We start from the raw sequence: 24,637 nt of genomic DNA, 5'->3' as shown, positions 1-24,637 counted from the left end.
GGGGGGGGTGGGTTCCCCCCCCCCCGGCGGCGCGGGGGGGTGGGGGGGCCCCCCCCCCCCCCCGCCGAAGGGCTCATTCGGCGGGCTGGAACCCGACGATCAACTGACGCAGCCCCAGTGCCGCCCCGGCGAAGATCGCCAGGAACGTGACCGGCGCGGAGACAGCCAGCACCGAGAAGGCCGAGAGGCCCTGACCGACGGAGCATCCCAACGCCGTTACCGCACCGACGCCCATCAGCGCCGCGCCGAGGATCTGGCGCCGCAGTTCGCGCGGGTCCTCGCAGGCTTCCCAACGGAAATGCCCCTTGATCGTCGAGCCGATGAATGCCCCGAGCCAGACCCCGGCGATTGAACCCACGGCAAAGGACAGGGGCCGTGCGGAGCCGGTCATCCACCAAAGTATCGACTCGCCCAAGGGGGCGGCGAAGCTGTGGGAGACCACCGGCAGCGCCTCGAACCCGACCCGGGCGACCCAGGCCGTTCCAGCCCAGCCAATGATCACGCCGAGGCCGACGACAGCAGCCCAAAGCACCTGTTGCGGCTTCTTCCAGAGGTCCCTCGACGCGGCGGAGCCGAGGAGGAAGACCAGGCCGATAGCCATGCCGATCACCGGAACGGAGAGACCGCTTGCGGCGCTCAGGTAGTTGGCGAGGCCCGGCGGGGTCTCGCCGAAGGTCACGTCCGATTGCGGGAAGAGGAACTCGCGGGCGGGGGCGAGGGGGCCGGAGAGGGCGACATAGGTCGACACACCCATCACCAGCACGATGACGAAACTGCGCAGATCGCCACCGCCGAGCCGCGCCACCGCGCCGTAGCCGCAGTTCCCGGAGAGCGCCATGCCATAGCCGAACACGAGGCCGCCCGCGATGGACGCCATGGGCATCCAGCGGATCGACAGGTAATAGGTGCTGGTATCGACAAGCCAGCCGGTGGCCATCAGGGCAAAACTGCCGAGCACGGCCACGCCGATGGCCACGCCCCACATCCGCATCCGGACGTAGCTTTCGCCATAAAGCGCATCCTCGATGGCACCGAGGGTGCAGAAGCGGCCAAGCCGGGCCGCAAGGCCGAGGCACAACCCGCCGAGCAGGCCGAACAGTGCAACCCAGTGATGTTCCGACAGGAGTTCAAACACGTCCGGCCTCCTCCTGACCTGACAGTTCATATCCGCAATATGCGATACGAAAGGCGCTTGCGCAACGGGACTCGTGCCCCGGGGGGCGGGTCCGCTCAGTCCGCGTCCTTGCAGAACAGCTCGTAGACGCATTCCAGCATCTTGCGCGGGCGGTCGTCGGCGAGGCGGTAATAGATCGCCTTGCCATCCCGGCGCGGCACCACAAGCCCTTCGAGGCGCAGGCGGGAGAGCTGCTGGCTGACGGCGGCCTGGCGGGCGCTGAGCAGGTCCTCCAGCTCGGTCACGGATTTCTCGCCGGTCACGAGGTGACACAGGATCATCAGCCGGCCCTCGTGACTGATCGCCTTGAGGAAGGCCGACGCGGTCGTGGCCTTTTCGACGATGGTGTCCAGCTCGGCTTCGGTCAGATCGTCGTGCAGGACGGGCAGGGCCTGGCTCATGGTCGGAGTGTCCTCAATTCAATGCGGGCTCGAACGGGGTGTTTTCTTCGAGCAGCCTGGCATAAACGGGCCAGAAAAAATCCTCTCCCACATACCCTTCCATGCGGGCGATTTCCACTCCGTCGTCGATCAGGATGAACGTGGGGGTGAAGTTGACCGGGCGGGCATAAGTGATGCCTTCGGGCGGTCCCATGTGCAGATCCGCGCGGACCAGCGGGGCAAAACGACCTTCCTCGGTCTTGTCATAGGCAGGCGCGATCTGGTCGTCCCAGGCGGCGCAATAGGCGCAGCCGGGTTGTTCGACCATCACGAGCCGGATCTCCCCGGCACCGGCCGCGCCGGCGCATAGGCCGAAGCCGAGCGCCGAAGCGCGCAGGATTGAGCTGATTGCCATGGCACACCGAATGTCACTTGACTGACCCAATACGTAATCTGAATATGTGAATTGATCAAGGCGGAGGGCGCCGGTGTTCGACATTTCTTTCGCGGGTGCGGCATTTGCGGGACTATTGAGCTTCTTCACTCCCTGTATCCTGCCGATGGTGCCGTTTTACCTGTGTTACATGGCCGGCATCTCCATGTCGGAGTTGAGGGATGACGCGGGAATCGCTCCGGGGGCGCAGCGTCGGCTGATCGTCTCGGCGCTTTTCTTCGCAGCTGGCGTCACGACGATCTTTGTGCTTCTGGGCATGGGCGCGACGGCGGTCGGGCAGGCCTTCGCCACCTATATCGACCAGCTGAAATGGGTGGCAGCGGCAATCCTTACCGTGTTCGGACTGCATTTCCTCGGTGTGATCCGGATCGGGTTTCTCTATCGGGAGGCCAGGCTGGAAAGCACGGCAGAGCCCACCACGATCCTGGGAGCCTACCTCATGGGCCTGGCCTTCGGGTTCGGCTGGACGCCCTGCGTCGGCCCGGCGCTGGCGTCGATCCTGATGATCGCCAGCGGCATGGGTGACATCTGGCGCGGCGGGCTTCTGCTTCTGGTCTACGGCATCGGCATGACGGCCCCCTTCGTGGTCGCGGCCCTGTTCTCCGGCCCGTTCCTGAAATGGACGGCGCGGCACCGGAGCAAATTGCAGTATGTCGAAAAGGTGATGGGGGTCATGCTGATCGTATTTGCCATACTGATTGCCACGAACTCGGTGAACGTGATCGCGCAATGGATGATCGACACGTTCCCGAACTGGACATCGCTGAGTTGATCGGGAGGATCGGATGAAACACTGGATGGGAACGGCGCTTGCCATGGTCTTGGCCATGCCGGTGCTGGCGGCAGAGGTCGGTGACGACGGTCTCCACAAGGAAACCTGGATGCGCGACACGTTCAAGGACCTGCGCGAGGACCTGGACGAGGCGAACGCCGAGGGCAAGCGGCTGGTGGTCTTCGTGGAGCAGCGCGGCTGCATCTACTGCCAGAAGATGCACGAAGAGGTTTTTGTCGATCCGGGCCTCAGCAGCTACATCGCGGAGAACTTCTTTGTCGTTCAGGTGAACCTGCATGGCGATACCGAGGTGACCGACTTCGACGGGGAATCGCTTTCCGAAAAAGACCTCGCCCGGAAGTGGAACGTGCTCTTCACGCCGAACATCGTCTTCTTCCCTGAGGCGGTGCCCGAGGGCGAATCCGGGGCGCGTGCGGCGGTTGCGGTGATGCCGGGGGCCTTCGGGATCGGGACCACGCTGGACATGTTCACCTGGGTGAACGAAAAGCGATACGCCCTTGATAACGGAGAGGATTTTCAGCGATACCACGCGCGGATGATCCAGGAGCGCAGCAACGGATCGACCGACTGAACCGAGACTTAAGAAGTATTAATTCACTTCTGTGAATTTGTTGTTGCGTTCGCGGGGTCCGGTGGCCTACGGTATACACCAGCCAGATGCGCACGAAGGCCCGCGAGGGCACAGCCAAAGGCCTAGGGAGGGAATATGAGGCTTACAGCAATCACGATGGCGGCAACGCTGATCGCAGGGGCGGCTTTCGCCGAGACCGTGGCCCCCGACGATGTCCAGTTCGGAGAGTCCGGCGAAGTCGCGGTGTCGTTGTCCGGCATGGAGGGCGACGCGGCGAACGGTGCCAAGATCTTTTCGAACAAGTCGATGGGCAACTGCGTCTCCTGCCACCAGGTGAGCGCGCTGCCGGACGTGCCGTTCCAGGGCGAGGTTGGCCCGGAGCTGTCCGGTGTGGGCGAATACCGCTCCGCCGAAGAGCTGCGTGGCATCGTCGCCAACGCCAAGATGACGTTCGAAGGCACGGTCATGCCGGCCTTCTACAAGACCAGCGGGTTCATCCGCCCCGGTGATGCGTACACCGGCAAGGCGGCGCCCGCCGACCTGCCGCCGATTCTGTCGGCGCAGGAAATCGAAGATGTGGTCGCGTTCCTGATGACGCTCAAGGACAGCTGACCTGAACCAGGTTCAAGGAGAAAGAACGATGGAGTTCACACGTCGTGAAACGCTGGCGCTCGGTGCCGGTGCAGCCCTGATGACCTTCCTGCCGTTCCGCGCCAATGCCGCGGTCGAGGATGTCATCAACGAATTCACCGGCGGGGCCGCCGTCGCCGATGGCGGCGTCGATCTGACCGCGCCGGAAATCGCCGAGAACGGCAACACCGTGCCGGTGGCCGTGTCTTCGGAAGGTGCGACGGCGATCCTGCTGCTCGCCACCGGCAACCCTACACCGGGTGTCGCAACCTTCCGCTTCGGACCGCTCGCGGGGTCTCAATCCGCCTCCACCCGTATCCGCCTCGCAGGAACGCAGGACGTGGTCGCGATTGCCCAGCTCGCCGACGGCTCGTTCGGCCGTGCAACCAAGACCGTGAAGGTCACCATCGGCGGCTGCGGCGGCTGAGGCTCAACAGGAGATATCTATCATGGCATCTGATGCAAAACCCCGCGTCAAGGTCCCCAAGTCCGCGTCGGCTGGTGAGGTCATCACCATCAAGACCCTGATCTCCCACCAGATGGAATCGGGTCAGCGCAAGGATGGCGACGGCAACCCGATCCCGCGTTCGATCATCAACCGCTTCACCTGCGAGTTGAACGGCCAGTCCGTGATCGACATCAAGATGGAACCGGCGATCTCGACCAACCCGTACTTCGAATTCGACGCCACCGTCGCGGAAGCGGGCGAGTTCAAGTTCACCTGGTACGATGACGATGGCTCCATCTACGAGGACACCAAGCCGATCGCGATCGGCTGAGGTCATTCCTGCTCCGTCGCTCCGGCGGGGCAGGCACCAAACGGGAGGGATACAAACATGAAATTCAAGGCACTGACGGCGATTGCCGCACTGCTGGCCGCCCCCATGGTGATGGCGGGCGGAGCCGATGACGACACCCTCGTCATCAATGGCGAACTGGAGATGGTCACCAAGACCGAGGCCCCGGCGCATCTCGACGGCGCGCTGCCCGAGATCATCTCGGGCTGGCATTTCCGCGACGATGACACCCAGGCCATGGAAATGGACGATTTCGACAACCCCGGCATGATCTACGCCGACCAGGCCCGCGACGTCTGGAACACGGCGGACGGTTCCGAGGGCAAGTCCTGCGCGGATTGCCACGGCGCTCCCGAGGACATGGCCGGTGTGCGGGCGGTCTATCCGAAGTGGAACGAGGCCGCGGGTGAGCTGCGCAACCTGCAGATGCAGGTGAACGACTGCCGGGTGAACCGGATGGGTGCCGAAGCCTGGAAGTATGACGCCGCCGTTGCCGTTTCCATGGAAACCCTGCTGTCTGCCGTCTCGCGCGGCATGCCTGTGAACGTCGCGATCGACGGGCCGGTCTCCGAGATGTGGGAGAAGGGCAAGGAGATGTATTACACCCGGTACGGCCAGCTGGAACTCAGCTGCGCCAACTGCCACGAGCAGAACTACGGGAACTACATCCGGGCCGATCACCTGTCCCAGGGTCAGATCAACGGATTCCCCGTGTACCGCCTGAAGGACACGAAGATGACCAGCCCGCAGGGCCGTTTCAAGGGCTGCGTGCGCGACACCCGCGCCGAGACCTTCAGCCCCGGCTCCGAAGAGTTCCTCGCGCTGGAGCTCTACGTCGCCTCCCGTGGCAACGGCCTATCGGTCGAAGGCCCCTCGGTCCGCAACTAAGCCAACCCGGCCCCCCGCCGCCGATGTCGGCGGCGGGGTTTCTTGTCACCATCTTATTCACACATGCGCATGTGTGTCGCGAAAGAGAAAGAAAGCCCCTCCCATGATCTCAAGACGCGATTTTCTGCAGGTGTCCATGGCCGCATCGGCCCTGGTGGGTGCGTCCGGTTTCGGCAACTGGGCGCGTCTGGCCGCACAGCAGGCCCTGACCCAGGACCAGTTGCTGGAGTTCGACACCTTCGGCAATGTCAGCCTGATCCACGTCACCGACATCCATGCGCAACTCAAGCCGATCTACTTCCGTGAACCGTCGATCAACATTGGCGTCGGCGGCAACAAGGGGCAAGTGCCGCACGTCACCGGCGCCGATTTCCGCAAGCTTTACGGCATCGACGATGGGTCTCCCTCCCATTATGCCCTCAGCTCCGGCGATTTCTCCTCCCTCGCCCGGGCTTACGGCAAGGTCGGTGGTCTGGACCGCGTGGCGACCGTGATCAATGCGATCCGTGCCGCGCGGCCGGACGCTCTTTTGCTCGACGGCGGCGACACCTGGCACGGCTCCTACACCTGCTACCACACCGCGGGGCAGGACATGGTCAACGTGATGAACGCGCTGAAGCCCGACGCGATGACCTTCCATTGGGAGTTCACCCTCGGCTCCGAGCGGGTGCAGGAAATCGTCGAGGGGCTGCCCTTCGCGGCCCTCGGCCAGAACATCTTCGATGCGGAATGGGACGAGCCGACGGAGCTTTTCCCGCCCTACAAATTCTTCGAGCGCGGCGGCGTGAAGATCGCGGTGATCGGTCAGGCCTTCCCCTACATGCCCATTGCCAACCCGCGCTGGATGTTCCCGGAGTACAGCTTCGGCATCCGCGACGAGAACATGCAGGCGATGGTGGACGAGGTCCGCGCCGCGGGGGCGGAGCTTGTGGTCTGCCTCTCGCACAACGGTTTCGACGTCGACAAGCAGATGGCGAGCAAGGTGACGGGCATCGACGTGATCCTGTCGGGTCACACCCATGACGCGCTGCCCGAGCCGGTGCTGGTCGGCGAGACCATCATCATCGCGTCGGGGTCGAACGGCAAGTTCGTCTCCCGCGTCGACCTCGACGTGCGCGATGGCCGGATGATGGGCTTCCGCCACAAGCTCATCCCGATCTTCTCGGACGTGATTGAGCCCGACAAGGAAGTCGCCGCGGTCATCGACGAACAGCGCGCGCCCTACGAGGCCGAGCTGTCCGAAGTCATCGGCCAGACCGACACGATGCTCTACCGCCGGGGCAACTTCAACGGCTCCTGGGACGACCTGATCTGCGACGCGCTGATGTCCGAGCGCGAGGCCGATATCGCCATGTCGCCCGGTGTGCGCTGGGGGCCGAGCCTGATCCCCGGCGACGACATCACCCGCGAGGACATCTGGAACGTCACCTCCATGACCTATGGTGAGGCCTATCGCACGGAAATGACCGGGGAATTCATCAAGGTGATCCTTGAGGACGTTGCCGACAACATCTTCAACCCCGATCCCTATTACCAGCAGGGCGGCGACATGGTCCGCATCGGCGGCATGGGTTACCGCATCGACGTCAGCAAGCCGCAGGGCGAGCGCATCAGCGACATGACCCTGCTCAAGACCGGCGAGGCCATCGACCCTGCGAAGAACTACGTCGTCGCGGGCTGGGCTTCGGTCAATGAGGGCACCGAGGGGCCGCAGATCTGGGACGTGGTCGAAAGCCACATCCGCAAGCTTGGCACCGTGAACCTGCAGGAAAACACCAGCGTCACTGTCACCGGGCTCTGAGGCGAGCCCCCGGGAGGAGGACCCGACCATGAAGCGACTTCTTGTCACCGCAGCCCTTGCCATGACCCTTGCCACCAGCGCCTTTGCCAAAGGCAAGACGCACCATGTGGCCGTGCATGTGGACGAGGGCGATGCCCAGGTCATGAACATGGCCCTGAACAATGTGGCGAACCTGGCCAGCTACTACGAGAGCCAGGGCGACACGGTGGTCGTCGAGGTCGTGGCCTACGGTCCGGGCCTGCTGATGTTCGTCGAGGGCAAGAGCCCGGTCGCGGACCGCATCTCGGCGATGTCGCTGGAGATGGACAACCTGACCTTCTCCGCCTGCGAGAACACCCATCGCGCCATGTCGAAGAAGGCCGGTGCCGATGTTCTCCTGATGAGCGAAGCGCAGATGACACCCTCCGGCGTTGTCCGCCTCATCGACCTGCAGGAGCAGGGATACGCTTATATCCGGCCCTGAGACGGGCCGGCTCACCCTTAACGAAGCACTCTTAATCTGGAGATTGCCATGAGCACAGAGAACAAGGGCGCGTCGCGCCGTCAGTTCCTGACCGGCGCCGCGGCCATCGGGGCGGGCACCGTCGCCGCAACCGTGGCCCGGGCTGCCGGTCCCGATCCGCTGATCACCGAGGTTCAGCCCTGGGCCAACGGCTTCGGCGACGGCGTTGACGCGACCCCCTACGGCCTGCCGATCAAGTACGAGTCGGATGTCATCCGCCGCAACGTGGAATGGCTGACCGCCGACACCATCAGCTCGATCAACTTCACGCCGATCCATGCGCTCGACGGCACCATCACCCCGCAGGGTTGCGCCTTCGAGCGTCATCATTCGGGCGCGATCGAGTTGTCCAAGGACGATTATCGTTTGATGATCAACGGGTTGGTCGACAAGCCGCTGGTCTTCTCCTACGCCGATCTCGAACGCTTCCCGCGAGAGCAGCATGTCTACTTCCTCGAATGCGCGGCGAATACCGGCATGGAATGGGCGGGGGCGCAGCTCAATGGCGCGCAGTTCACCCACGGCATGATCCACAACATGGAATACACCGGCGTGCCGCTGCGCACGATCCTTGCCGAGGCGGGGCTCGATGCGGCGGGCGATCTGAAGGACAAGTGGGTTTATGTAGAGGGCGCCGATGCGTCTTCGAATGGCCGCTCGATCCCGATGGAAAAGGCGATGGACGACGTTCTGGTAGCGTTCAAGGCCAATGGCGAGGCGCTGCGCAAGGAGCATGGCTACCCGGTGCGCCTCGTGGTGCCGGGCTGGGAAGGCAACATGTGGGTCAAGTGGCTGCGCCGCGTCGAGGTCATGGACGGCCCGGTCGAGAGCCGCGAGGAAACCTCCAAGTACACGGATACGCTGGCCGATGGCACCTCGCGCAAGTGGACTTGGGTCATGGATGCGAAATCCGTGGTCACCTCGCCCAGCCCGCAGGCGCCGATCACCCACGGTCACGGCCCGCTGGTCATCACCGGCATGGCCTGGTCCGGGCATGGCCGCATCACCCGCGTCGACGTCTCCAAGGACGGCGGCAAGACCTGGGAGACCGCGCGGCTGGCCAAGGACGGCGAGGATAAGGCGCTGACCCGTTTCTACCTCGACACAACCTGGAACGGCGAGGAGATGCTGCTGCAATCCCGCGCCATCGACGAGACGGGCTATGTCCAGCCGACCAAGGCGCAATTGCGCGAGGTGCGCGGCCTGAACTCGATCTACCACAACAACTGCATCCAGACCTGGCATGTGAAATCCAATGGAGAGGCCGAAAATGTCGAAGTCTCTTAAGCTTTTCGGCGCCACGACGCTCGGCCTCGTGGTGCTGGGCACCGCGGCCTACAACTTCGCGGACCGCAATGTCGCCGGTTTCCCGGCCCATCCCCGCACCCTGACCGCGCTGCCCGCCCCGATCCCGGAGCCGGTCGCCCCGGTGCAGGCCGCTGCGGCGGAACCCACCGCGCCCGCGACCGTGGAAACTGCCGACGTGGAGACCACGGAAGACACGGGCGATACGCTGCTCGTTGCCGCCGCGCAGGCCGATGAGGCCAGCACCGGCACGCGGTTCGGGCTTGGCCGGGAGGCGCTGCCGGAGGAAATTGCGGCCTGGAACCTGGATGTCAGCCCCGATGGCACCGGCCTGCCGGACGGCTCCGGCAATGCCGCCGACGGCGAGGCGATCTTCGAGGAGAATTGCGCGGTCTGCCATGGCTCCTTCGCCGAGGGCGTCGACAACTGGCCAAAGCTGGCGGGCGGTGACGGCACGCTGGCGGACGACGATCCGCTGAAGACCGTGGGCAGCTACTGGCCCTATCTCTCGACGGTTTGGGACTATGTCCACCGCTCCATGCCTTTTGGCAATGCGCAGACGCTGTCGAACGACGAGGTCTACGCGATCGTGGCCTATATCCTCTACTCCAACGACATCATCGACGACGAGTTCGAGCTGTCGAAGGAAACCTGGGATCAGGTGCAGATGCCGAACGCCGACGGCTTCATCGTCGACGACCGCGCCGAGACGGAGTACCCGATCTGGCGGACCGAGCCTTGCATGGAAAACTGCAAGGACAACGTCGAGATCACGATGCGGGCCACGGTGCTTGACGTGACGCCGGATCACGGCGGCACGGATACCGCGATGGAAGAGGCCGCCGCCGAGCCGGAAGCCGAAGCCACGAACACCGCTGTCGAGGAAACCGTCGCCGAAGCACCTGCCGCCGAGGAGGCCACCGCCGCCGCCGAAGCGCCGGCACCGATGGAAACCGCCGCGCTGGATGCGGACCTCGTCTCCGCTGGCGAAAAGGTCTTCAAGAAGTGCAAGGCCTGCCACCAGGTGGGCGAGGGGGCGCAGAACCGCACCGGCCCGCAGCTGAACGGCGTGGTTGGACGGGACATCGGCAGCGTCGATGGCTTCAACTACTCGAACACGATGGCCGGCATGGACGGCGCCTGGGACTCCGAAGCCCTGCACGCCTTCCTGGCCAACCCGAAGGGCTACGTGAAGGGCACCAAGATGTCCTTTGCCGGTCTGCGCAAGGACGACGAACTCGACGCGGTTGTCGAGTATCTGAAGTCCGTCTCGCAGTAAGAACCATGGCCGCGCGTGCCCTTGTCCTGCTTCTGGCGCTGGCCCTTCCAGGGGCCGCGCTGTCCCAGCAGGACGCGGAACTGATCGGAGACAAGGACAACGGCGCTCTTGTGTTCCGCCATTGCAGCGGCTGCCACCAGATCGGGCCGGAGGCGGAGAACCGCGCCGGTCCGCATCTCAACAACATCTTCGGCCGCCGGGCCGGAGACGTTGAGGGCTTTCGCTACTCCAAGGCGATGGAGCGGGCCCACAGTGACGGCATGGTCTGGGACTATGCCCGTCTCGACGCCTACATCGAGAACCCGCGGGCGTTGGTCTCCGGCACCCGCATGTCGTTTCGCGGGATCAGGGACGCGCAGGATCGGCACGACGTGCTCGCCTACCTGCGCAGCTTCACCGCCAGCCCGCAGGACATCCCCGAAGCCGAGCCGACCGCCGTGCTGCGGGAGGTCGACCTGCCGCCGGAGATCCTCGCCCTCGTCGGGGACCGGGACTACGGCGAATACCTCGCCTCCGAATGCCTGACCTGCCACAAGCGCGATGGGGCGGACGCGGGCATTCCCTCGATTGTCTACTGGCCGGAGGAGGATTTCGTCGTCGCCATGCATGCCTACAAGCGCCAGATGCGCCCGCATCCGGTGATGCAGATGATGGCCGGGCGGCTGTCGGACGAGGAGATTGCCGCGCTCGCGGCCTATTTCGCCACCATCGAGTAACGGAGGGGTCCGGAATTCCACAGTTTTCCCGAAGTGAAAATCAGGCGACACTCATGGCGTGCCTCGCGGTCTTGACGGGCCTGACCCCGGCAAGGTGTGACGCGAGCGCGCGGATTGTCCGGTCTTGCGTCGGCAGGACCCACAGTGATTTCGGGAAAAAAGATGACTTTTCGGCGTGGTATCGTGATTTTGGCGGGGGTGTTCGCCCTGGCGGCGGCCTTCGGTTTCCTGCCCGCCTGAGCAGGCCCCCGGGACCCGGCGCAGCACGTCCGGGCCGCCTCACTTCAGGATTTTTCAGATACGCCCCGCAGCGCGACCTGCGGGGCGTTTTTCGTGCGGGACCGCCGCACAGGTTGCCCGGACAAGAACAGAACAAGCCCGGGGTTTTCAAAACAGTTGGAGGAGACAAGACATGACGATCAACAGACGCATTTTCCTTGGCACCGGCATGGCGGCGCTGGCTGCGCCCATGGTGCAGGCCGCCAGCCACGGCAAGCCGAACGTTGTCGTTGTCGGCGGCGGCGCCGGCGGGGCCACGGCGGCGCGCTACATCGCCAGGGATTCCAAAGGCGAGATAGACGTTACGCTGATCGAGCCGACACGAATGTACTACACCTGCTTCTTCTCGAACCTCTACATCGGCGGCTTCCGGGAGCTTTCCAGCATCGGCCACAGCTACGGCACACTGGCCGCCGAATACGGTATCAACGTGGTGCATGACTGGGCCATTGGCGTGGACCGCGATGCGAAGACCGTCTCCCTCGCGGGTGGCGGCAAGGTGCCGTATGACCGGCTGATCCTCAGCCCCGGCATCGACTTTGTCGATGGGGCGGTGCCCGGTTGGGACCTCTCTGCCCAGACCCGGATGCCGCACGCCTACAAGGCCGGCACGCAATCGGAACTGCTCAGGCGGCAGATCACGGCGATGCCGGAGGGCGGCACCTATGTCATGGTCGCGCCGCCGAACCCCTACCGCTGCCCGCCGGGGCCGTATGAGCGGATTTCGATGGTGGCGCATGTGCTCAAGGAGACCAACCCGACGGCGAAGATCATCATCGCCGATCCCAAGGAGAAATTCTCCAAGCAGGCGCTCTTCGAGGAAGGCTGGCAGAAGCATTATGGCGGCATGATCGAGCGCTTTGGACCGGATTTCGGCGGCGGCAATGTCTCGGTGAATCCCGATGCCATGGAAGTCGACATCGACGGGGAGATCGTCAAGGCGGACGTGTGCAACGTCATCCCGGCGCAGAAGGCGGGCGCGATCTGCGACGCGGCGGGGCTGTCGGAGGGCAACTGGGCGCCGGTGGATGGTCATTCGATGCAGAGCCGGATGGACGAGAATGTCTTCATCCTCGGCGATGCCTGCGCACAGGGCGACATGCCAAAATCCGGCTTCTCCGCCAATTCGCAGGCGAAGGTGGCGGCGATGGCGGTGCGCGGGGCATTGACCGGCTCCCGGGTGTTCCCGGCGAAATACTCCAACACCTGCTGGTCGCTGATCGCGCCGGATGACGGGGTGAAGGTCGGCGCGGCCTACGAGCCGACCGACGAGAAGATCGCCAGTGTCTCCAGCTTCGTCAGCCAGACCGGAGAGGATGCGGACCTGCGCAAGCGCACCTACGAGGAAAGCCTCGGCTGGTACGCAGGTATCACCGCCGACATGTTCGGATGACCGGCGCGATGTGACGATCTGTCGGGGGCGACCGACCGGGCTGCCCCTTGACCTTTGGGCCCGGCAGGCGCCCATTGTGGTCATGCCCCATGATCATCACCACCACCATCATCACCACGTCGATCCCGAAGCCGGTGACCGCCGCGTCGCAGCCGCGGTTGGTGTCAACATCCTGCTGACCGTCGCGCAGGTCGTCGGCGGCGTGCTGTCCGGCAGCCTCGCGATGATCGCCGACGCGCTGCATAATTTCTCCGATGCCATCAGCCTCGTCATCGCCTTCTGGGCGCGGAAGATCGCCCGGCGCCCGGCGGATTCGGACATGACGTTCGGCTATGGCCGGGCGGAATTGGTGGCGGCGCTGATCAACCTGACGACACTGATCGTCATCGGCCTCTACCTGATCTACGAGGCGGTCATGCGCTTCTTCGCGCCCGAACCGGTCACCGGCTGGCTGGTGATCGTCATTGCCGGGATCGCGCTGGTCGTGGACCTCGTCACGGCGGCGCTGACCTACTCGATGTCGAAGGACAGCGCCAATATCCGCGCCGCCTTCCTGCATAACCTTGCCGATGCGCTCGGCTCCGTTGCGGTGATCCTCGCCGGGACGCTGATCCTGCTGTTCGGCTGGACCTGGGTGGACCCTTTGGTGACGCTGCTGATCGCAGGCTACATCCTTTGGATGGCCTTCAGCGAGATCAGCGGCGTGGTGCGCATCCTGATGCTTGGCAGCCCGCCGCAGATGGCACCGGAGGCGGTGCTCGAGACCGCCGGGGCGGTCGATGGCGTGCGCGACGTCCACCACGCGCACCTGTGGCAGCTGGACGAGCACCGCACGTCGCTGGAGGCGCACGTCGTGATCGAAACCGGCGCCTGGAGCCGCGCCGATGCCATCAAGCAGGCGGTCAAGCTGCGGCTGTCAGAGGCGCACGGGCTGACCCACGTGACGCTGGAACTGGAGTGCGAGGCGCATCGCTGCAGTGGGGCGCGAACCATCGGGCACGAGGCGACCTGACCGTCAGGCCGCCCGTTTCGGCAGCAGTTGGTCCAGAAGGCCGGGGATCTGCCCGTTGAACTTGAAGAAGCCTGCGGTGGCATGCGGCCAGGCCTGCAGGTCGAGCGGTCGCAATGGCTGGATCACCGGCAACCCGTTGATTTGTTTCAGAACATCCGCGACCGGACCAACCGGCGCGTAGGGCGTGACGATCTGTTCCGCGCCGAGGTCCTTTGCCCAGTCCTCCAGCGCCTGCGCCGTGCCGAGGCCGTGCGTGACCTCCCCGAAGCTGCCGAAGCTGCGCCCGCAGGCGTTCTCGATGGCGGCGCGTTTCCACGCGATGACATTGGGAGAGACCTGAAGCGGCGTCAGTCCCGGGTGCCCGCAGAGCGTTGCCGTTCCGACCGGCGAAAGACCGCTGTTCATCAGCAGCCAGCCCGGCGAAAGGTCGTCGGTGTGCAGGATGAGCGCTGTGCGCCTGGTCGTGTCGAAACGGTGCTGTTCCGGGGGAGCGATGCGCTCCGGCAGGGGCGGGGCAGGGATCGGCTCGGCGTGATCCGCCAGTTCGCCGGGAGCCGGGCTGAACCGGCCTTCGGTGAACTGCGCGATGTTCTCCGCCGTGGCGAGGTAGGTCTTGCCCGGCGTCTGTATTCCCGCGACCCACCGCCACGACAGCGTGTTCGATGCCACGTCGCCGTCCACCAGATGGCGCAGGAAGAAATCCGCGCCGAGCTCCCACGGCAACCGCAGCGTGAAGATCCAGATCGACGCAAACCACATGCGCGCGTGGTTGTGCAGATACCCGCGCGTGACCAATTCCCGCGCCCAGGCGTCGAAACAGGTAATGCCGGTCTCGCCCTTGCAGGCCGCTTCCCAACGGTCCCGGAGGCCGGACTGGGTCTGCACCTCGTCCAGACGCTGGCGCAGCGCGGCCTGGTATTGCGGCCACACGCCGGGGCGCATTTCCAGCCAGCCTTTCCAGTATGTGCGCCAGAGCACCTCCTGCAGGAACTTCTGCGCCTCGGTCGGCGAATGACGGGCAAGAATGGCCTTCAGGCACTCCTCTTCGGTGACGACTCGGTGCCGCAGGTAGGGCGACAAACCCGAAACGGCGGCGCGCCCGTCCGGACCGGGATCAAAATTCCGCCGCGCCGCATAGGCCCGCCCCGCCCTCGGGGCGAAATCCGCAAGCCGCGCCAGCCCGGCCAGCCGTGTCGGCGGAAAGTCGTTCAGAACACGCATGAAAAGCCCCTTCGAAGCCTGGAAACCGCGATGCGAACAAAGTTAGTGCAGCCGGCAATTGCGGCAAGACGCCCGTAAATTTCCCCCGCCCCTTGCGGGTGTCTGGGGGCGGCACTAAGACTCTATAAACTCCTAGGCTTTAGGCATCCTAATCAAGACTCGAGTAGAGGCAGGTATCCGATGAAAGATCCGATTGACGTTTACATGAACACGCTGGTGCCGATGGTGGTCGAACAGACCAGCCGGGGCGAGCGTGCCTACGATATCTTCTCGCGCCTGCTCAAGGAGCGTATCATCTTCGTGAACGGGCCGGTGCATGATGGCATGTCCTGCCTGATCGTCGCGCAGCTGCTGCATCTGGAGGCGGAAAACCCGTCGAAGGAAATCTCGATGTACATCAACAGCCCCGGCGGCGTGGTGACCTCGGGCCTGTCGATCTACGACACCATGCAGTACATCAAGCCGAAGGTCTCCACGCTCGTGATCGGACAGGCGGCCTCCATGGGCTCGCTGCTGCTGACCGCCGGTGAGGCCGGCATGCGCTTCTCGCTGCCGAACAGCCGCATCATGGTGCACCAGCCCTCCGGCGGCTACCAGGGTCAGGCGACGGACATCATGATCCACGCCGAGGAGACGCTGAAACTGAAGCGCCGCCTCAATGAAATCTACGTGAAGCACACCGGCCAGACCCTCAAGGCGGTCGAAAGCGCGCTGGAGCGGGACAATTTCATGAGTGCCGAAGATGCCAAGAAATGGGGCCTGATTGATGAAATCGTGACCTCTCGCGAGGCGCCGGACGCGGACTCCGGCAAATAAACAGAGTGCCCTGCCCTAACCCGGGGCGGGGCAAACTTTCGGATTGCCCGCCCCTTTTGGCTGCCATAAGCTGACGGGAACAGGGGCAGACAGTGCGAATTGACGGCACGTTCTCCGATCCGATCCGCGGACGGTGGGCTGCCAGGAAAGGTGCAAGATGGCGACGAATTCAGGCGGTGACAGCAAGAACACTCTGTACTGCAGTTTCTGTGGCAAGAGTCAGCATGAGGTCCGCAAGCTGATCGCCGGGCCGACGGTTTTCATCTGCGATGAATGCGTCGAGCTGTGCATGGACATCATCCGCGAGGAGACGAAAGGCGCTGGGCTCAAGGCCTCCGAAGGCGTGCCGACGCCGCGCGAGATCTGCAATGTGCTCGACGACTACGTGATTGGCCAGGAAAAGGCGAAGCGCGTGCTTTCGGTTGCGGTGCACAACCACTACAAGCGTCTGAACCACGCGCAGAAGTCCTCTGACATCGAACTGGCGAAGTCGAACATCCTGCTGATCGGCCCCACCGGCTGCGGCAAGACGTTGCTGGCGCAGACACTGGCGCGCATCCTAGACGTGCCGTTTACGATGGCGGACGCCACCACGCTGACCGAGGCCGGTTACGTGGGCGAGGACGTTGAGAACATCATCCTGAAGTTGCTGCAGGCGTCCGAGTACAACGTCGAGCGGGCGCAGCGCGGCATCGTCTACATCGACGAGGTCGACAAGATCACCCGCAAGTCCGAAAACCCCTCGATCACCCGCGACGTCTCGGGCGAGGGTGTTCAGCAGGCCCTGCTCAAGCTGATGGAAGGCACCGTGGCTTCCGTGCCGCCGCAAGGCGGGCGCAAGCACCCGCAGCAGGAATTCCTGCAGGTGGACACCACGAACATCCTCTTCATCTGCGGCGGCGCCTTCGCCGGTCTCGACCGCATCATCAAGCAGCGCGGCAAGGGCTCGGCCATGGGCTTCGGTGCCGATGTGCGCGACGAGAGCGAAAAGGGCATCGGCGAGACGTTCCGCGAGCTGGAGCCGGAGGACCTGTTGAAATTCGGTCTGATCCCGGAATTCGTCGGCCGTCTGCCGGTGGTGGCAACGCTGGAGGATCTCGACGAGGACGCGCTGGTCACCATCCTGACGCAGCCGAAGAATGCGCTGGTCAAGCAGTACCAGCGGCTGTTCGAGATGGAAGACACCGATCTGAACTTCACCCCGGACGCGCTGACGGCGATTGCCAAGAAGGCCATCGAGCGCAAGACCGGCGCACGCGGGCTGCGCTCGATCCTGGAGGGCATCCTGCTCGACACCATGTTCGAACTGCCGGGCATGGACGAGGTGACGGAGGTTGTGGTCAACGAGGAGGCGGTCATGTCGGATGCCAAGCCGCTGATGATCTACGCCGACCAGAAAAAAGAGGAAGCCTCGGCCAGCTGATCGAGGGTTTCGCGCAACACGAGGTAGGGCGGGGTTTTACCCCGCCTTTTTCTGTAGATGAGGACAAAATGATCAAACGCATCTCTTCCGGCGGGGTCTTCGAGCCGAAGATCGGTTACAGCCGCGCCGTTGTCGCCGGGGGTTTCGTGCATGTCGCGGGCACCGTGGGCGAGGGAGACACTGTCGTCGACCAATGCCGCGCGGCGCTGGCGACCATCGGCAAGGCGCTGACGGAGGCTGGTTCGGGCTTCGACAAGGCCGTGCGGGTGAATTACTACCTGCCGGACGCCGCCGAATTCGAACCCTGCTGGCCGTTGCTCGCCGAGACCTTCGGTGCCAATCCGCCTGCGGCGACGATGATCGAATGCAACCTGATCGACCCGAAGTTCCGGATCGAGATCGAACTGACGGCGCTGGTGGCGTCGGCCTGACGCTGCTTTCAGGCGGCGGGCGGGCGCGAGTCTGCGAAATACCCGTCGCCAAGCATCGCCTCTACGTCGCCGATATCCAGAGCGTCCCAAACCGGACCCGGCGCCAGGAATCCGGTGTCCACCAGGGCCTGCTGCAACCGCGGCAGGTCTGGCTCGCCGATCGCCAGACGGGCGCGGCCCGAAGCCGCATGGGTCCAGACACGCGACAGGTGGTTGAACAGCACCGGCTCCGCACCCGTGCAATGGCGCAGGTGGGCGAGGATGTGATCCGTCGCCACCGACCGCCGCCGCGCGATGACCCCGACCGTCTGATGCGCCTGCCCGACGAAGGCAAAGAGGTGCAGCGCCGATCCCTCGCTGGCCAGCACCGTCCTTGCTGCCTTGTAGCGGGCGATCTGGACCCGCAGATCGTGGTTTTCCGGATGGAAAATCTCGTAACCCTGCGCCCGCAGATGCGCCTCCAACTGGACTTCGCCAAGCAGGGCGCCTTTTGATGGGCCAAGCGCGCTGCGCGAGATATAGAGTTTCTCTGGCCCTTCGGCCGCTACATCTTTCCCGAAATGCGCTGCCATGTAGGCGCGAAAGGGGGGAGTGCCGGCGCTGATGTCGCCGATGCCGAAACCTTGGCCCGGAACGATCAATCGCTCCACGCGGGCCGCCGGATGGACGATGCGGATCGACACCTCGATTCCCAACGCCGCGAAGAACGCCTGCTGGAAACCGAGCAGCCCTTCGACCGGGCGATCACGACGGGGGATGAAAAGGATGCCGTCGGGCGCACGTTTCAGGTGGTCCAGTCCCCAGAGCCGGCAGGGGCTCTCGGTGATGAAATGCGCGAAATTCCGCCACAGCACGCCGCCCCACAACCACGTCCCGGCAATCTCTTCCAGCGGTTCCCCGGGCCGTGCGAAAGGCAGGTTCAGCCGCCGCCGATTGCGCCAGAGCGGTGCCTCGCAGACGTCCTGCCCTTCAGCGGTCATGACGCCCGAAGGCACCGCCAGCCCCCGCTCCGCCGGGGCCTGCACCAATGCGCCGTGCACGACCCGCAGGCTGTGCGACCAGCCGCCGTGCGGGCTCGGCGGCGGTGTGTGCTCCAGCGCGGGCGCAATCTCGCGGGTACAGGTCCAGACGAAGCGGCTGGAGACCGCCTCCTCCTGCCGGAATCCCTGTTTGCGGAGCAGGTCCTTGCAGGTTTTCGCCCCCTCGATCCCATACACGTTCGGATGGAATTCGATCACCACGGCGCGGATACCCGACAGATCCGCATGACGCAGGAACTCAAGCTCGCCGCCTTCGATGTCGATCACCAGCACCGTCGGACGGAACGTCTGCCGCACGTCATCGAACTGCGCGGTGGCGACATCGACCCGCTCGGTTTGCCTGCCGTCCTGGTCGATCAGCGACGATCCGAGAAAGGAGCTGCGGAGATAGAACGGCATGCTCGCTGGCGCGTCCGGGGCGGTCACCAGCACCGCGTTGCGCAGTGCGATGCGCTCACCGAGGGCGTTCTCCGCGTGCAACACCTTGATATACGGGATTAAATTCGGATTGGCTTCGAACGACAGCACTGCCTCCGGCCGCGCGTTCAGGGCAATCACCGCGCCGACGATGCCCAGCCCCGCGCCCATCTCCAGCACGCGATCGGACGTTCCGATAACCGAAAGCGCCCCGGCGATCTCCTCGCGTTCGTAACGGCCTTCGGCGATGCGCTTCATCCGGGTTTCGGTCAGAAACGGTGACGGGGGCACCCGCACGCCCCGGCATTCTACCGCTGTGGTCTGATCGTTCATCGCGCTGCTCTTTTTCGCCAAACCTAGGCGGGCAGGATAAACCCTTCCAGCCTTTTCACAAAACCTGCGCCACTTGCCGCCGGATGCGGCATGCGGGCCACTGGACGCGGCGTGCGGTTTTCGCCATACAGGGGCGCAAGAGATACAGGAGTCGTCCATGGGCATTCTCAACACACTTCTGCGCGCTGTGACCTGGTGGAACGGCCAGACCCTGAACACGCAGATCTACACCTGGCGCCATGGCAACAAGGTGGGCGAGGATGAACAAGGCAACGTCTTCTACCAGACCGACGGCGGCAAGCGCCGCTGGGTGATCTACAACGGCGAGGCCGAAGCAAGCCGGGTGTCGCCCGACTGGCATGGCTGGCTGCATCACACCTATGACGAGCCGCCCACGGACAAACCGCTGACCCACAAGACCTGGGAAAAGCCGCACGTCGAGAACCTGACCGGTACGCAACTGGCCTATGCGCCTGCGGGCTCGCTGCGTCGGGTTCAGCCTGCGGACCGCAGCGACTACGAGGCCTGGAGCCCCGAATGACCCATTCCACCACGGAAGTGATCGTGGGCGGCGGCGTACTGGCCGCCGCTTTGGCCTTCGGCTTCTACGCGATCCAGAGCGCGGGCTTCGAGTTTGGCGGGGCGGACTATCCGCTCCGGGCCTCCTTCCGCTCCCTGGAGGGTGTCAGCGTTGGCACCGATGTGCGCCTGGCGGGGGTGAAGGTCGGCACGGTGACGGACATTGCCCTGAATCGGGAGACGTTCCGCGCCGATACGGTGGTCAGCATCCAGGACGGGATCGCCATTCCCGATGACAGCGCGATCATCGTGGCCTCCGAGGGTCTGCTTGGCGGAAATTACATCGAAATCAGCCCGGGTGGATCGCCCTTCAACTACGAATCCGGAGACGAGATTCTCGACACGCAGGGCGCGGTCAGCCTCCTGTCACTGCTGCTGAAATACGTGGGCGGCGGGAGCAGCAGCGAATGAGCCTGCGCGCGTTGACTGCGGCGCTGGCTCTCGTTGCCGCGCCGGTTCTGGCGCAGGAAACGGTGAACCCGGGCACCGGCGCGGTGCTGCGGGTGCTGGACAAGCTCAACGCCAAGGTGAACGACGTGACGTTGGCCAATGGCAGCTCCGTACAGCAGGGGTTGATCGAGATCGTCCTGTCCGAATGCAGGTTTCCGGTCGGCAACCCTGCGGGGGACGCCTATGCCTTCCTGACGATCCGGGAGGCGGGCGTGGCGCAGCCCGTCTATCGCGGCTGGATGATCGCGTCCTCGCCGGCGCTCAACCCGCTCGATCACCCGCGTTATGACGTCTGGGTGATGCGCTGCACCACGTCCTGACCGGATGAGGCCAGGGGAGCCGAGAGAATGTCCGCCTCGCCTTCCAGTGCCTCTGCCAGCCGCTCGCGATAGCCGCCCCGGGTGATCTCCTGCCCACCGAGGGAGGCAAGGTGCGAGGTCAGGAATTGCGTATCGAACAGGGTGAACCCGGTCCGCCGCAGCAGGTCCACCAGCCAGGCCAGCCCGATCTTCGAGGCATTGGTGCGCCGCGAGAACATCGACTCGCCACAATAGGCGCGCCCGATCGTGACCCCGTAGACACCGCCGACCAGCACATTCTCCATCCAGACCTCCAGCGAATGCACATGCCCGAGCGCGTGCAGTTCGCCGTACAAATCCGTGATTTCCGGGTTGATCCAGGTCTCCGGCCGGTCGGCGCAGCCTTCCAGCACCCCTGCGAAGTCCCGGTTCAGCGTGACAAGGTAATCGTCCCGCCGGAGCGCCTTCGCCAGGCTGCGGGAAATGTGAAAGCCATCCAGCGGAATGATCCCGCGCCGACGCGGGTCGACCCAGAAGATCTCCGGGTCGTCGCGGTGCTCGGCCATCGGAAAGATGCCCGAGCGATAAGCATGCAGCAGCAGATCAGGCGTGACGCGGTGCTCGCCCCCCATGGCTCACTCGAGCCCTCCGGCCTCCAGCCACTTCTCCAGCCAGTGAATGTTGTATGCGCCGGTATGGATGTCCTTTTCCTGCAACAGCGCATGGAACAGCGGGATCGTGGTGTCGATGCCGTCCACGATCAACTCGCCAAGCGCGCGCCGCAGACGCGCCAGCGCCTCCGGCCGGTCCCGGCCATGCACGATCAGTTTGGCGATCAGGCTGTCGTAGTAGGGCGGAATCGAGTAGCCGTCATAAAGCGCGCTGTCCATCCGCACACCCAGACCGCCGGGCGCGTGGAAGGCGCTGATCTTGCCGGGGCAGGGGGAGAATTTCGGCAGTTTCTCCGCGTTGATCCGCACCTCGATGGCGTGGCCGTTGATGACGAGGTCTTCCTGATTGAAGGACAGCTTGTTGCCCGCTGCCACGCGGATCTGCTCGCGCACGAGGTCCTGACCGAAAATCGCTTCGGTGACAGGGTGTTCCACTTGCAGACGGGTGTTCATCTCGATGAAATAGAACTCCCCGTCCTCATAGAGGAACTCGATGGTGCCCGCGCCGGAATAGCCCATCTCACCGATGGCCTTCGCGCAGATGCCGCCGATATGCGCACGCTCCTCGGGCGTGATCGACGGACCGGGGGCCTCCTCGAAGACCTTCTGATGCCGGCGCTGGAGCGAGCAATCGCGCTCGCCCAGATGCACGCCGCCGCCCTGGCCATCGCCAAACACCTGCACCTCGATATGGCGGGGCTTTTGCAGGTATTTCTCGATATAGACCTCGTCGTTGCCAAAGGCGGCCTTGGCCTCGGAGCGGGCGGTCTGGAAGGCCCGCTCCATCGACGCCTCGTCCTTCGCCACCTGCATACCGCGCCCGCCGCCGCCGGCGGTGGCCTTGATGATGACGGGATAGCCGAAGTCCGCGCCGATCTTCTTGGCGTCTTCGAGTGTCGGAACCCCGCCAGCCGAGCCTGGAACAACCGGAATTCCGAGAGATTTCGCCGTTTCCTTGGCGGTGATCTTGTCGCCCATGATGCGGATGTGTTCGGCAGAGGGGCCAATGAAGGTCAGGCCATGGTCCTCGACGATCTGCACGAAACGGGCGTTCTCTGAAAGAAACCCATAGCCGGGGTGGATCGCCTGCGCACCGCTGACCTCGCAGGCGGAGATGATCGCCGGGATCGACAGGTAGCTTTCGGTTCCGGCGGCCGGTCCGATGCAGATGGTCTCGTCCGCCATGCGCACGTGCATGGCGTCGCTGTCGGCGGTGGAGTGCACCGCGACGCTCTTGATGCCCATCTCGCGGCAGGCGCGGATGACCCGGAGGGCGATCTCGCCCCGGTTGGCGATCAGGATCTTGTCAAACATCGCGCGGCCTTATTCGAGGATCACGAGGGGCGAGCCGTATTCGACGGGGGCGCCGTCCTCGACCAGAATGCGTTTGACCGTCCCGGCACGCGGCGCGGGAATGTGGTTCATGGTCTTCATGGCCTCGACGATCAGCAGCGTGTCGCCTTCCTTCACCGCCGTACCGACGCTGATGAAGGCGGGGGCACCAGGCTCGGCCTGCATGTAGACGGTGCCAACCATCGGCGAGGTCACGGCGCCGGGATGCGCGGCTGGATCTTCGGGGATTTCAACGGTCGGGGCCGCGGCGGCTGGAGCGGCGGCAGGGCTTGCGGGAACCGCGTACTGCATGGGGGCGGGTGCCACGGGGGCTTGCGGTTGGACGCGACTGACCCGGACATTCAGGCTGTCCGCTTCACCGTATTCCCGTTTGACTTGCAGTTCCGTCAGGTCATTGTCGCGCAGCACGTCCGCCAATGCCTTGATGAAGGCGACGTCCGCCTCGTGGTTCTTGTTGCTCATGCGATCCTCGCCAGAATTCCGTGCCGTCGGTTCTGCGCTAACGGCTTGACTGATGGGCTTATAGGATATGCAGGTTGCGGTGAAAAGCCGCGCATTTCGGGAAAAGCGGCGTGGCCGGAGCGTTCGTGACCGCTTTGGCGTGGGTCAGGGTCAACGCGCCCCTCCCATGGTGGCTTGGGACAAGGGCCGCCTCCTGCGGTCGACCCAAGCCCGGGACAACGCGACGATGGACCCGACGCCTTGAGCGGGCGCGGTCCAGATTTGGTGCGGCAAAGACGTCCCGCGTGGCGTCAGAGCACCGCGCGGGACAGGTTTGACGCCGCCTCGTATCCGCTGCGCGCGTTCTCCTGGACCGCTTTCGCGGCTTCGTCGGTTTCTCGTTCCGGCGGCGAGGTTTCGCCGTCGTCGGTTTCCTCCGGTGCGGCAGCCATCTGTCGAGCCGTTTCCATGCCCTCGAAATCCTTGGTCCCCCTGACCATGGTCATGGGCCGATCGGCCTCTTCGGGTGGGGTATCGACGTTCGCCGGTTCCGGGTCCGTCTCGTCGGACGGCTCCTTGCGGCGCGCCTGCTCCACCAGCATCTGCGAGATCTTGATCTGCATGATCGAGGGTGGCGCCACATGCGTTGTCGGATCTGGGTCTACAGTCGCGTGGTCGCGCCATTGCTGCGGCAGCGGGGCGTCGCGGGTCAGGGTGGACGACGCATCACGCGGCTGGGCGGGCGGCTGCACCCGCTGCTGCGGTGGCGTCTGTTTCTGTGCGCCCGGCAAACCGAGGGGGTGACCCGTGGCCAAGGGCGCGATCCACGTCGGGGTCGGGCCTGCGAGTAGCATTCTCATGCTCCATGCTTAGGGCCCCCACCCTGTAAACTTAACACATCCCTGCGAATATCGCACCGGGGCGTATAAAATTCAAAGAATATAGTGAGTTGGTGGTTAATGCCGTCTGTACGCCGGTCAGGGAACGAAACAGGCGGGCCGCGTGTGGCCCGCCTTTCGCCCGTATCGAGGCGATTATTTGTTCATCCGGTTATCGATGAGTTCATCGACGACGGATGGGTCGGCGAGGGTGGATGTGTCGCCGAGGGCGCCGTAGTCGTTTTCGGCGATCTTGCGCAGGATGCGGCGCATGATCTTGCCGGAGCGGGTCTTCGGCAGGCCGGGTGCCC

Annotated in this window: 28 protein-coding genes; 19 read left to right on the top strand and 9 right to left on the bottom strand. The window is 64.5% G+C overall.

Annotated elements, in window-relative coordinates; genetic code table 11:
- Positions 1 to 73 precede the first annotated feature (73 nt).
- The 3 genes from ACP159_RS10810 to ACP159_RS10800 all read right to left on the bottom strand — a co-directional run bounded on the left by ACP159_RS10810 (position 74) and on the right by ACP159_RS10800 (position 2,098).
- Positions 74 to 1,135, bottom strand: coding sequence for a YeeE/YedE family protein (locus ACP159_RS10810; RefSeq protein WP_425099715.1), 1,062 nt, complete (start codon positions 1,133 to 1,135; stop codon positions 74 to 76).
- Between the two features lie 95 nt (positions 1,136 to 1,230).
- Positions 1,231 to 1,575, bottom strand: a complete 345-nt coding sequence (locus ACP159_RS10805) for an ArsR/SmtB family transcription factor (RefSeq protein ID WP_425099714.1) — start codon at positions 1,573 to 1,575, stop codon at positions 1,231 to 1,233.
- 13 nt (positions 1,576 to 1,588) lie between these two features.
- Positions 1,589 to 2,098: a thioredoxin fold domain-containing protein gene (locus ACP159_RS10800; RefSeq protein ID WP_425099713.1), complete on the bottom strand. Its 510-nt coding sequence runs from the start codon at positions 2,096 to 2,098 to the stop codon at positions 1,589 to 1,591.
- Between ACP159_RS10800 and ACP159_RS10795 the strand changes: the two genes are divergently transcribed.
- From ACP159_RS10795 to ACP159_RS10735, 13 genes are all read left to right on the top strand, one after another.
- On the top strand, positions 2,043 to 2,780 hold the full coding sequence (locus ACP159_RS10795; RefSeq protein WP_425099711.1) for a cytochrome c biogenesis CcdA family protein: 738 nt from the start codon (positions 2,043 to 2,045) through the stop codon (positions 2,778 to 2,780). The two genes, ACP159_RS10800 and ACP159_RS10795, sit on opposite strands and share 56 nt — an antisense overlap.
- Positions 2,781 to 2,793: 13 nt before the next feature.
- The gene (locus tag ACP159_RS10790) at positions 2,794 to 3,372 is read left to right on the top strand and encodes a thioredoxin family protein (protein ID WP_425099710.1); all 579 of its coding nucleotides are present in this window, start codon (positions 2,794 to 2,796) and stop codon (positions 3,370 to 3,372) included.
- Positions 3,373 to 3,507: 135 nt separating this feature from the next.
- On the top strand, positions 3,508 to 3,984 hold the full coding sequence (gene soxX / locus ACP159_RS10785) for a sulfur oxidation c-type cytochrome SoxX (protein ID WP_425099709.1): 477 nt from the start codon (positions 3,508 to 3,510) through the stop codon (positions 3,982 to 3,984).
- 28 nt (positions 3,985 to 4,012) lie between these two features.
- Positions 4,013 to 4,429 (top strand): thiosulfate oxidation carrier protein SoxY, encoded by a 417-nt coding sequence (gene soxY, locus ACP159_RS10780; protein WP_425099708.1) that lies wholly within the window; start codon positions 4,013 to 4,015, stop codon positions 4,427 to 4,429.
- 22 nt (positions 4,430 to 4,451) lie between these two features.
- Positions 4,452 to 4,781 (top strand): thiosulfate oxidation carrier complex protein SoxZ, encoded by a 330-nt coding sequence (gene soxZ, locus ACP159_RS10775; RefSeq protein WP_425099707.1) that lies wholly within the window; start codon positions 4,452 to 4,454, stop codon positions 4,779 to 4,781.
- Between the two features lie 57 nt (positions 4,782 to 4,838).
- The gene (gene soxA, locus ACP159_RS10770; protein WP_425099706.1) at positions 4,839 to 5,687 is read left to right on the top strand and encodes a sulfur oxidation c-type cytochrome SoxA; all 849 of its coding nucleotides are present in this window, start codon (positions 4,839 to 4,841) and stop codon (positions 5,685 to 5,687) included.
- Between the two features lie 103 nt (positions 5,688 to 5,790).
- Positions 5,791 to 7,488: a thiosulfohydrolase SoxB gene (gene soxB, locus ACP159_RS10765; RefSeq protein WP_425099705.1), complete on the top strand. Its 1,698-nt coding sequence runs from the start codon at positions 5,791 to 5,793 to the stop codon at positions 7,486 to 7,488.
- 28 nt (positions 7,489 to 7,516) lie between these two features.
- A complete protein-coding gene (locus ACP159_RS10760) occupies positions 7,517 to 7,951 on the top strand; it encodes a DsrE family protein (protein WP_425099704.1) in 435 nt (144 codons plus the stop codon).
- A 48-nt stretch (positions 7,952 to 7,999) separates the two neighbouring features.
- Positions 8,000 to 9,277: a sulfite dehydrogenase gene (soxC, locus tag ACP159_RS10755; protein ID WP_425099703.1), complete on the top strand. Its 1,278-nt coding sequence runs from the start codon at positions 8,000 to 8,002 to the stop codon at positions 9,275 to 9,277.
- Entirely contained in the window at positions 9,261 to 10,574 is a 1,314-nt protein-coding gene (locus ACP159_RS10750) for a c-type cytochrome (protein WP_425099702.1), read from the top strand. Before soxC ends, ACP159_RS10750 begins: the two co-directional genes overlap by 17 nt.
- 5 nt (positions 10,575 to 10,579) lie before the next feature.
- Positions 10,580 to 11,290: a c-type cytochrome gene (locus tag ACP159_RS10745; RefSeq protein WP_425099701.1), complete on the top strand. Its 711-nt coding sequence runs from the start codon at positions 10,580 to 10,582 to the stop codon at positions 11,288 to 11,290.
- A gap of 412 nt (positions 11,291 to 11,702) precedes the next feature.
- A complete protein-coding gene (locus ACP159_RS10740) occupies positions 11,703 to 12,962 on the top strand; it encodes an FCSD flavin-binding domain-containing protein (protein WP_425099700.1) in 1,260 nt (419 codons plus the stop codon).
- Between the two features lie 82 nt (positions 12,963 to 13,044).
- A complete protein-coding gene (locus tag ACP159_RS10735; protein ID WP_425099699.1) occupies positions 13,045 to 13,974 on the top strand; it encodes a cation diffusion facilitator family transporter in 930 nt (309 codons plus the stop codon).
- Positions 13,975 to 13,977: 3 nt separating this feature from the next.
- On the opposite strand, the gene ACP159_RS10730 is transcribed toward ACP159_RS10735, so the two are convergent.
- Positions 13,978 to 15,195, bottom strand: a complete 1,218-nt coding sequence (locus tag ACP159_RS10730) for an FAD-binding domain-containing protein (RefSeq protein WP_425099698.1) — start codon at positions 15,193 to 15,195, stop codon at positions 13,978 to 13,980.
- A gap of 180 nt (positions 15,196 to 15,375) precedes the next feature.
- Between ACP159_RS10730 and ACP159_RS10725 the strand changes: the two genes are divergently transcribed.
- The 3 genes from ACP159_RS10725 (at position 15,376) to ACP159_RS10715 (ending at position 17,865) form a co-directional block, all read left to right on the top strand.
- Positions 15,376 to 16,011, top strand: coding sequence for an ATP-dependent Clp protease proteolytic subunit (locus tag ACP159_RS10725; RefSeq protein WP_425099697.1), 636 nt, complete (start codon positions 15,376 to 15,378; stop codon positions 16,009 to 16,011).
- A gap of 157 nt (positions 16,012 to 16,168) precedes the next feature.
- Positions 16,169 to 17,434, top strand: a complete 1,266-nt coding sequence (clpX, locus tag ACP159_RS10720; protein WP_425099696.1) for an ATP-dependent Clp protease ATP-binding subunit ClpX — start codon at positions 16,169 to 16,171, stop codon at positions 17,432 to 17,434.
- 68 nt (positions 17,435 to 17,502) lie between these two features.
- Positions 17,503 to 17,865 carry a RidA family protein gene (locus ACP159_RS10715; RefSeq protein ID WP_425099695.1) on the top strand — a complete coding sequence of 121 codons (363 nt, stop codon included), beginning with the start codon at positions 17,503 to 17,505 and terminating at the stop codon, positions 17,863 to 17,865.
- An 8-nt stretch (positions 17,866 to 17,873) separates the two neighbouring features.
- Here ACP159_RS10715 and ACP159_RS10710 read toward each other — a convergent pair whose 3' ends face one another.
- Positions 17,874 to 19,655: an FkbM family methyltransferase gene (locus ACP159_RS10710; RefSeq protein WP_425099694.1), complete on the bottom strand. Its 1,782-nt coding sequence runs from the start codon at positions 19,653 to 19,655 to the stop codon at positions 17,874 to 17,876.
- A 157-nt stretch (positions 19,656 to 19,812) separates the two neighbouring features.
- Between ACP159_RS10710 and ACP159_RS10705 the strand changes: the two genes are divergently transcribed.
- Genes ACP159_RS10705 through ACP159_RS10695 form a run of 3 tightly spaced genes read left to right on the top strand, consistent with a single transcriptional unit; the run spans position 19,813 to position 21,004 of the window.
- Positions 19,813 to 20,196, top strand: coding sequence for an NADH:ubiquinone oxidoreductase subunit NDUFA12 (locus ACP159_RS10705; RefSeq protein ID WP_425099693.1), 384 nt, complete (start codon positions 19,813 to 19,815; stop codon positions 20,194 to 20,196).
- Positions 20,193 to 20,645, top strand: a complete 453-nt coding sequence (gene mlaD, locus ACP159_RS10700; RefSeq protein WP_425099692.1) for an outer membrane lipid asymmetry maintenance protein MlaD — start codon at positions 20,193 to 20,195, stop codon at positions 20,643 to 20,645. Before ACP159_RS10705 ends, mlaD begins: the two co-directional genes overlap by 4 nt.
- On the top strand, positions 20,642 to 21,004 hold the full coding sequence (locus tag ACP159_RS10695) for a DUF2155 domain-containing protein (RefSeq protein ID WP_425099691.1): 363 nt from the start codon (positions 20,642 to 20,644) through the stop codon (positions 21,002 to 21,004). Before mlaD ends, ACP159_RS10695 begins: the two co-directional genes overlap by 4 nt.
- Here ACP159_RS10695 and aat read toward each other — a convergent pair.
- The 4 genes from aat to ACP159_RS10675 form a co-directional block, all read right to left on the bottom strand.
- A complete protein-coding gene (gene aat, locus ACP159_RS10690) occupies positions 20,968 to 21,615 on the bottom strand; it encodes a leucyl/phenylalanyl-tRNA--protein transferase (protein WP_425099690.1) in 648 nt (215 codons plus the stop codon). The genes ACP159_RS10695 and aat overlap by 37 nt on opposite strands.
- A gap of 3 nt (positions 21,616 to 21,618) precedes the next feature.
- Positions 21,619 to 22,968 (bottom strand): acetyl-CoA carboxylase biotin carboxylase subunit, encoded by a 1,350-nt coding sequence (gene accC, locus ACP159_RS10685; protein WP_425099689.1) that lies wholly within the window; start codon positions 22,966 to 22,968, stop codon positions 21,619 to 21,621.
- A gap of 9 nt (positions 22,969 to 22,977) precedes the next feature.
- Positions 22,978 to 23,469, bottom strand: a complete 492-nt coding sequence (gene accB / locus ACP159_RS10680; RefSeq protein WP_425099688.1) for an acetyl-CoA carboxylase biotin carboxyl carrier protein — start codon at positions 23,467 to 23,469, stop codon at positions 22,978 to 22,980.
- 290 nt (positions 23,470 to 23,759) lie between these two features.
- Entirely contained in the window at positions 23,760 to 24,302 is a 543-nt protein-coding gene (locus ACP159_RS10675) for a hypothetical protein (protein ID WP_425099687.1), read from the bottom strand.
- Positions 24,303 to 24,637: the final 335 nt, after the last annotated feature.

It is taken from the genome of Tropicibacter sp. S64 (assembly GCF_049803835.1).
Lineage (GTDB): Bacteria > Pseudomonadota > Alphaproteobacteria > Rhodobacterales > Rhodobacteraceae > Pacificoceanicola.
The sequence above is the reverse complement of the archived record's forward strand: the minus strand, read 5'-3'. Positions and strand labels throughout refer to the sequence as shown.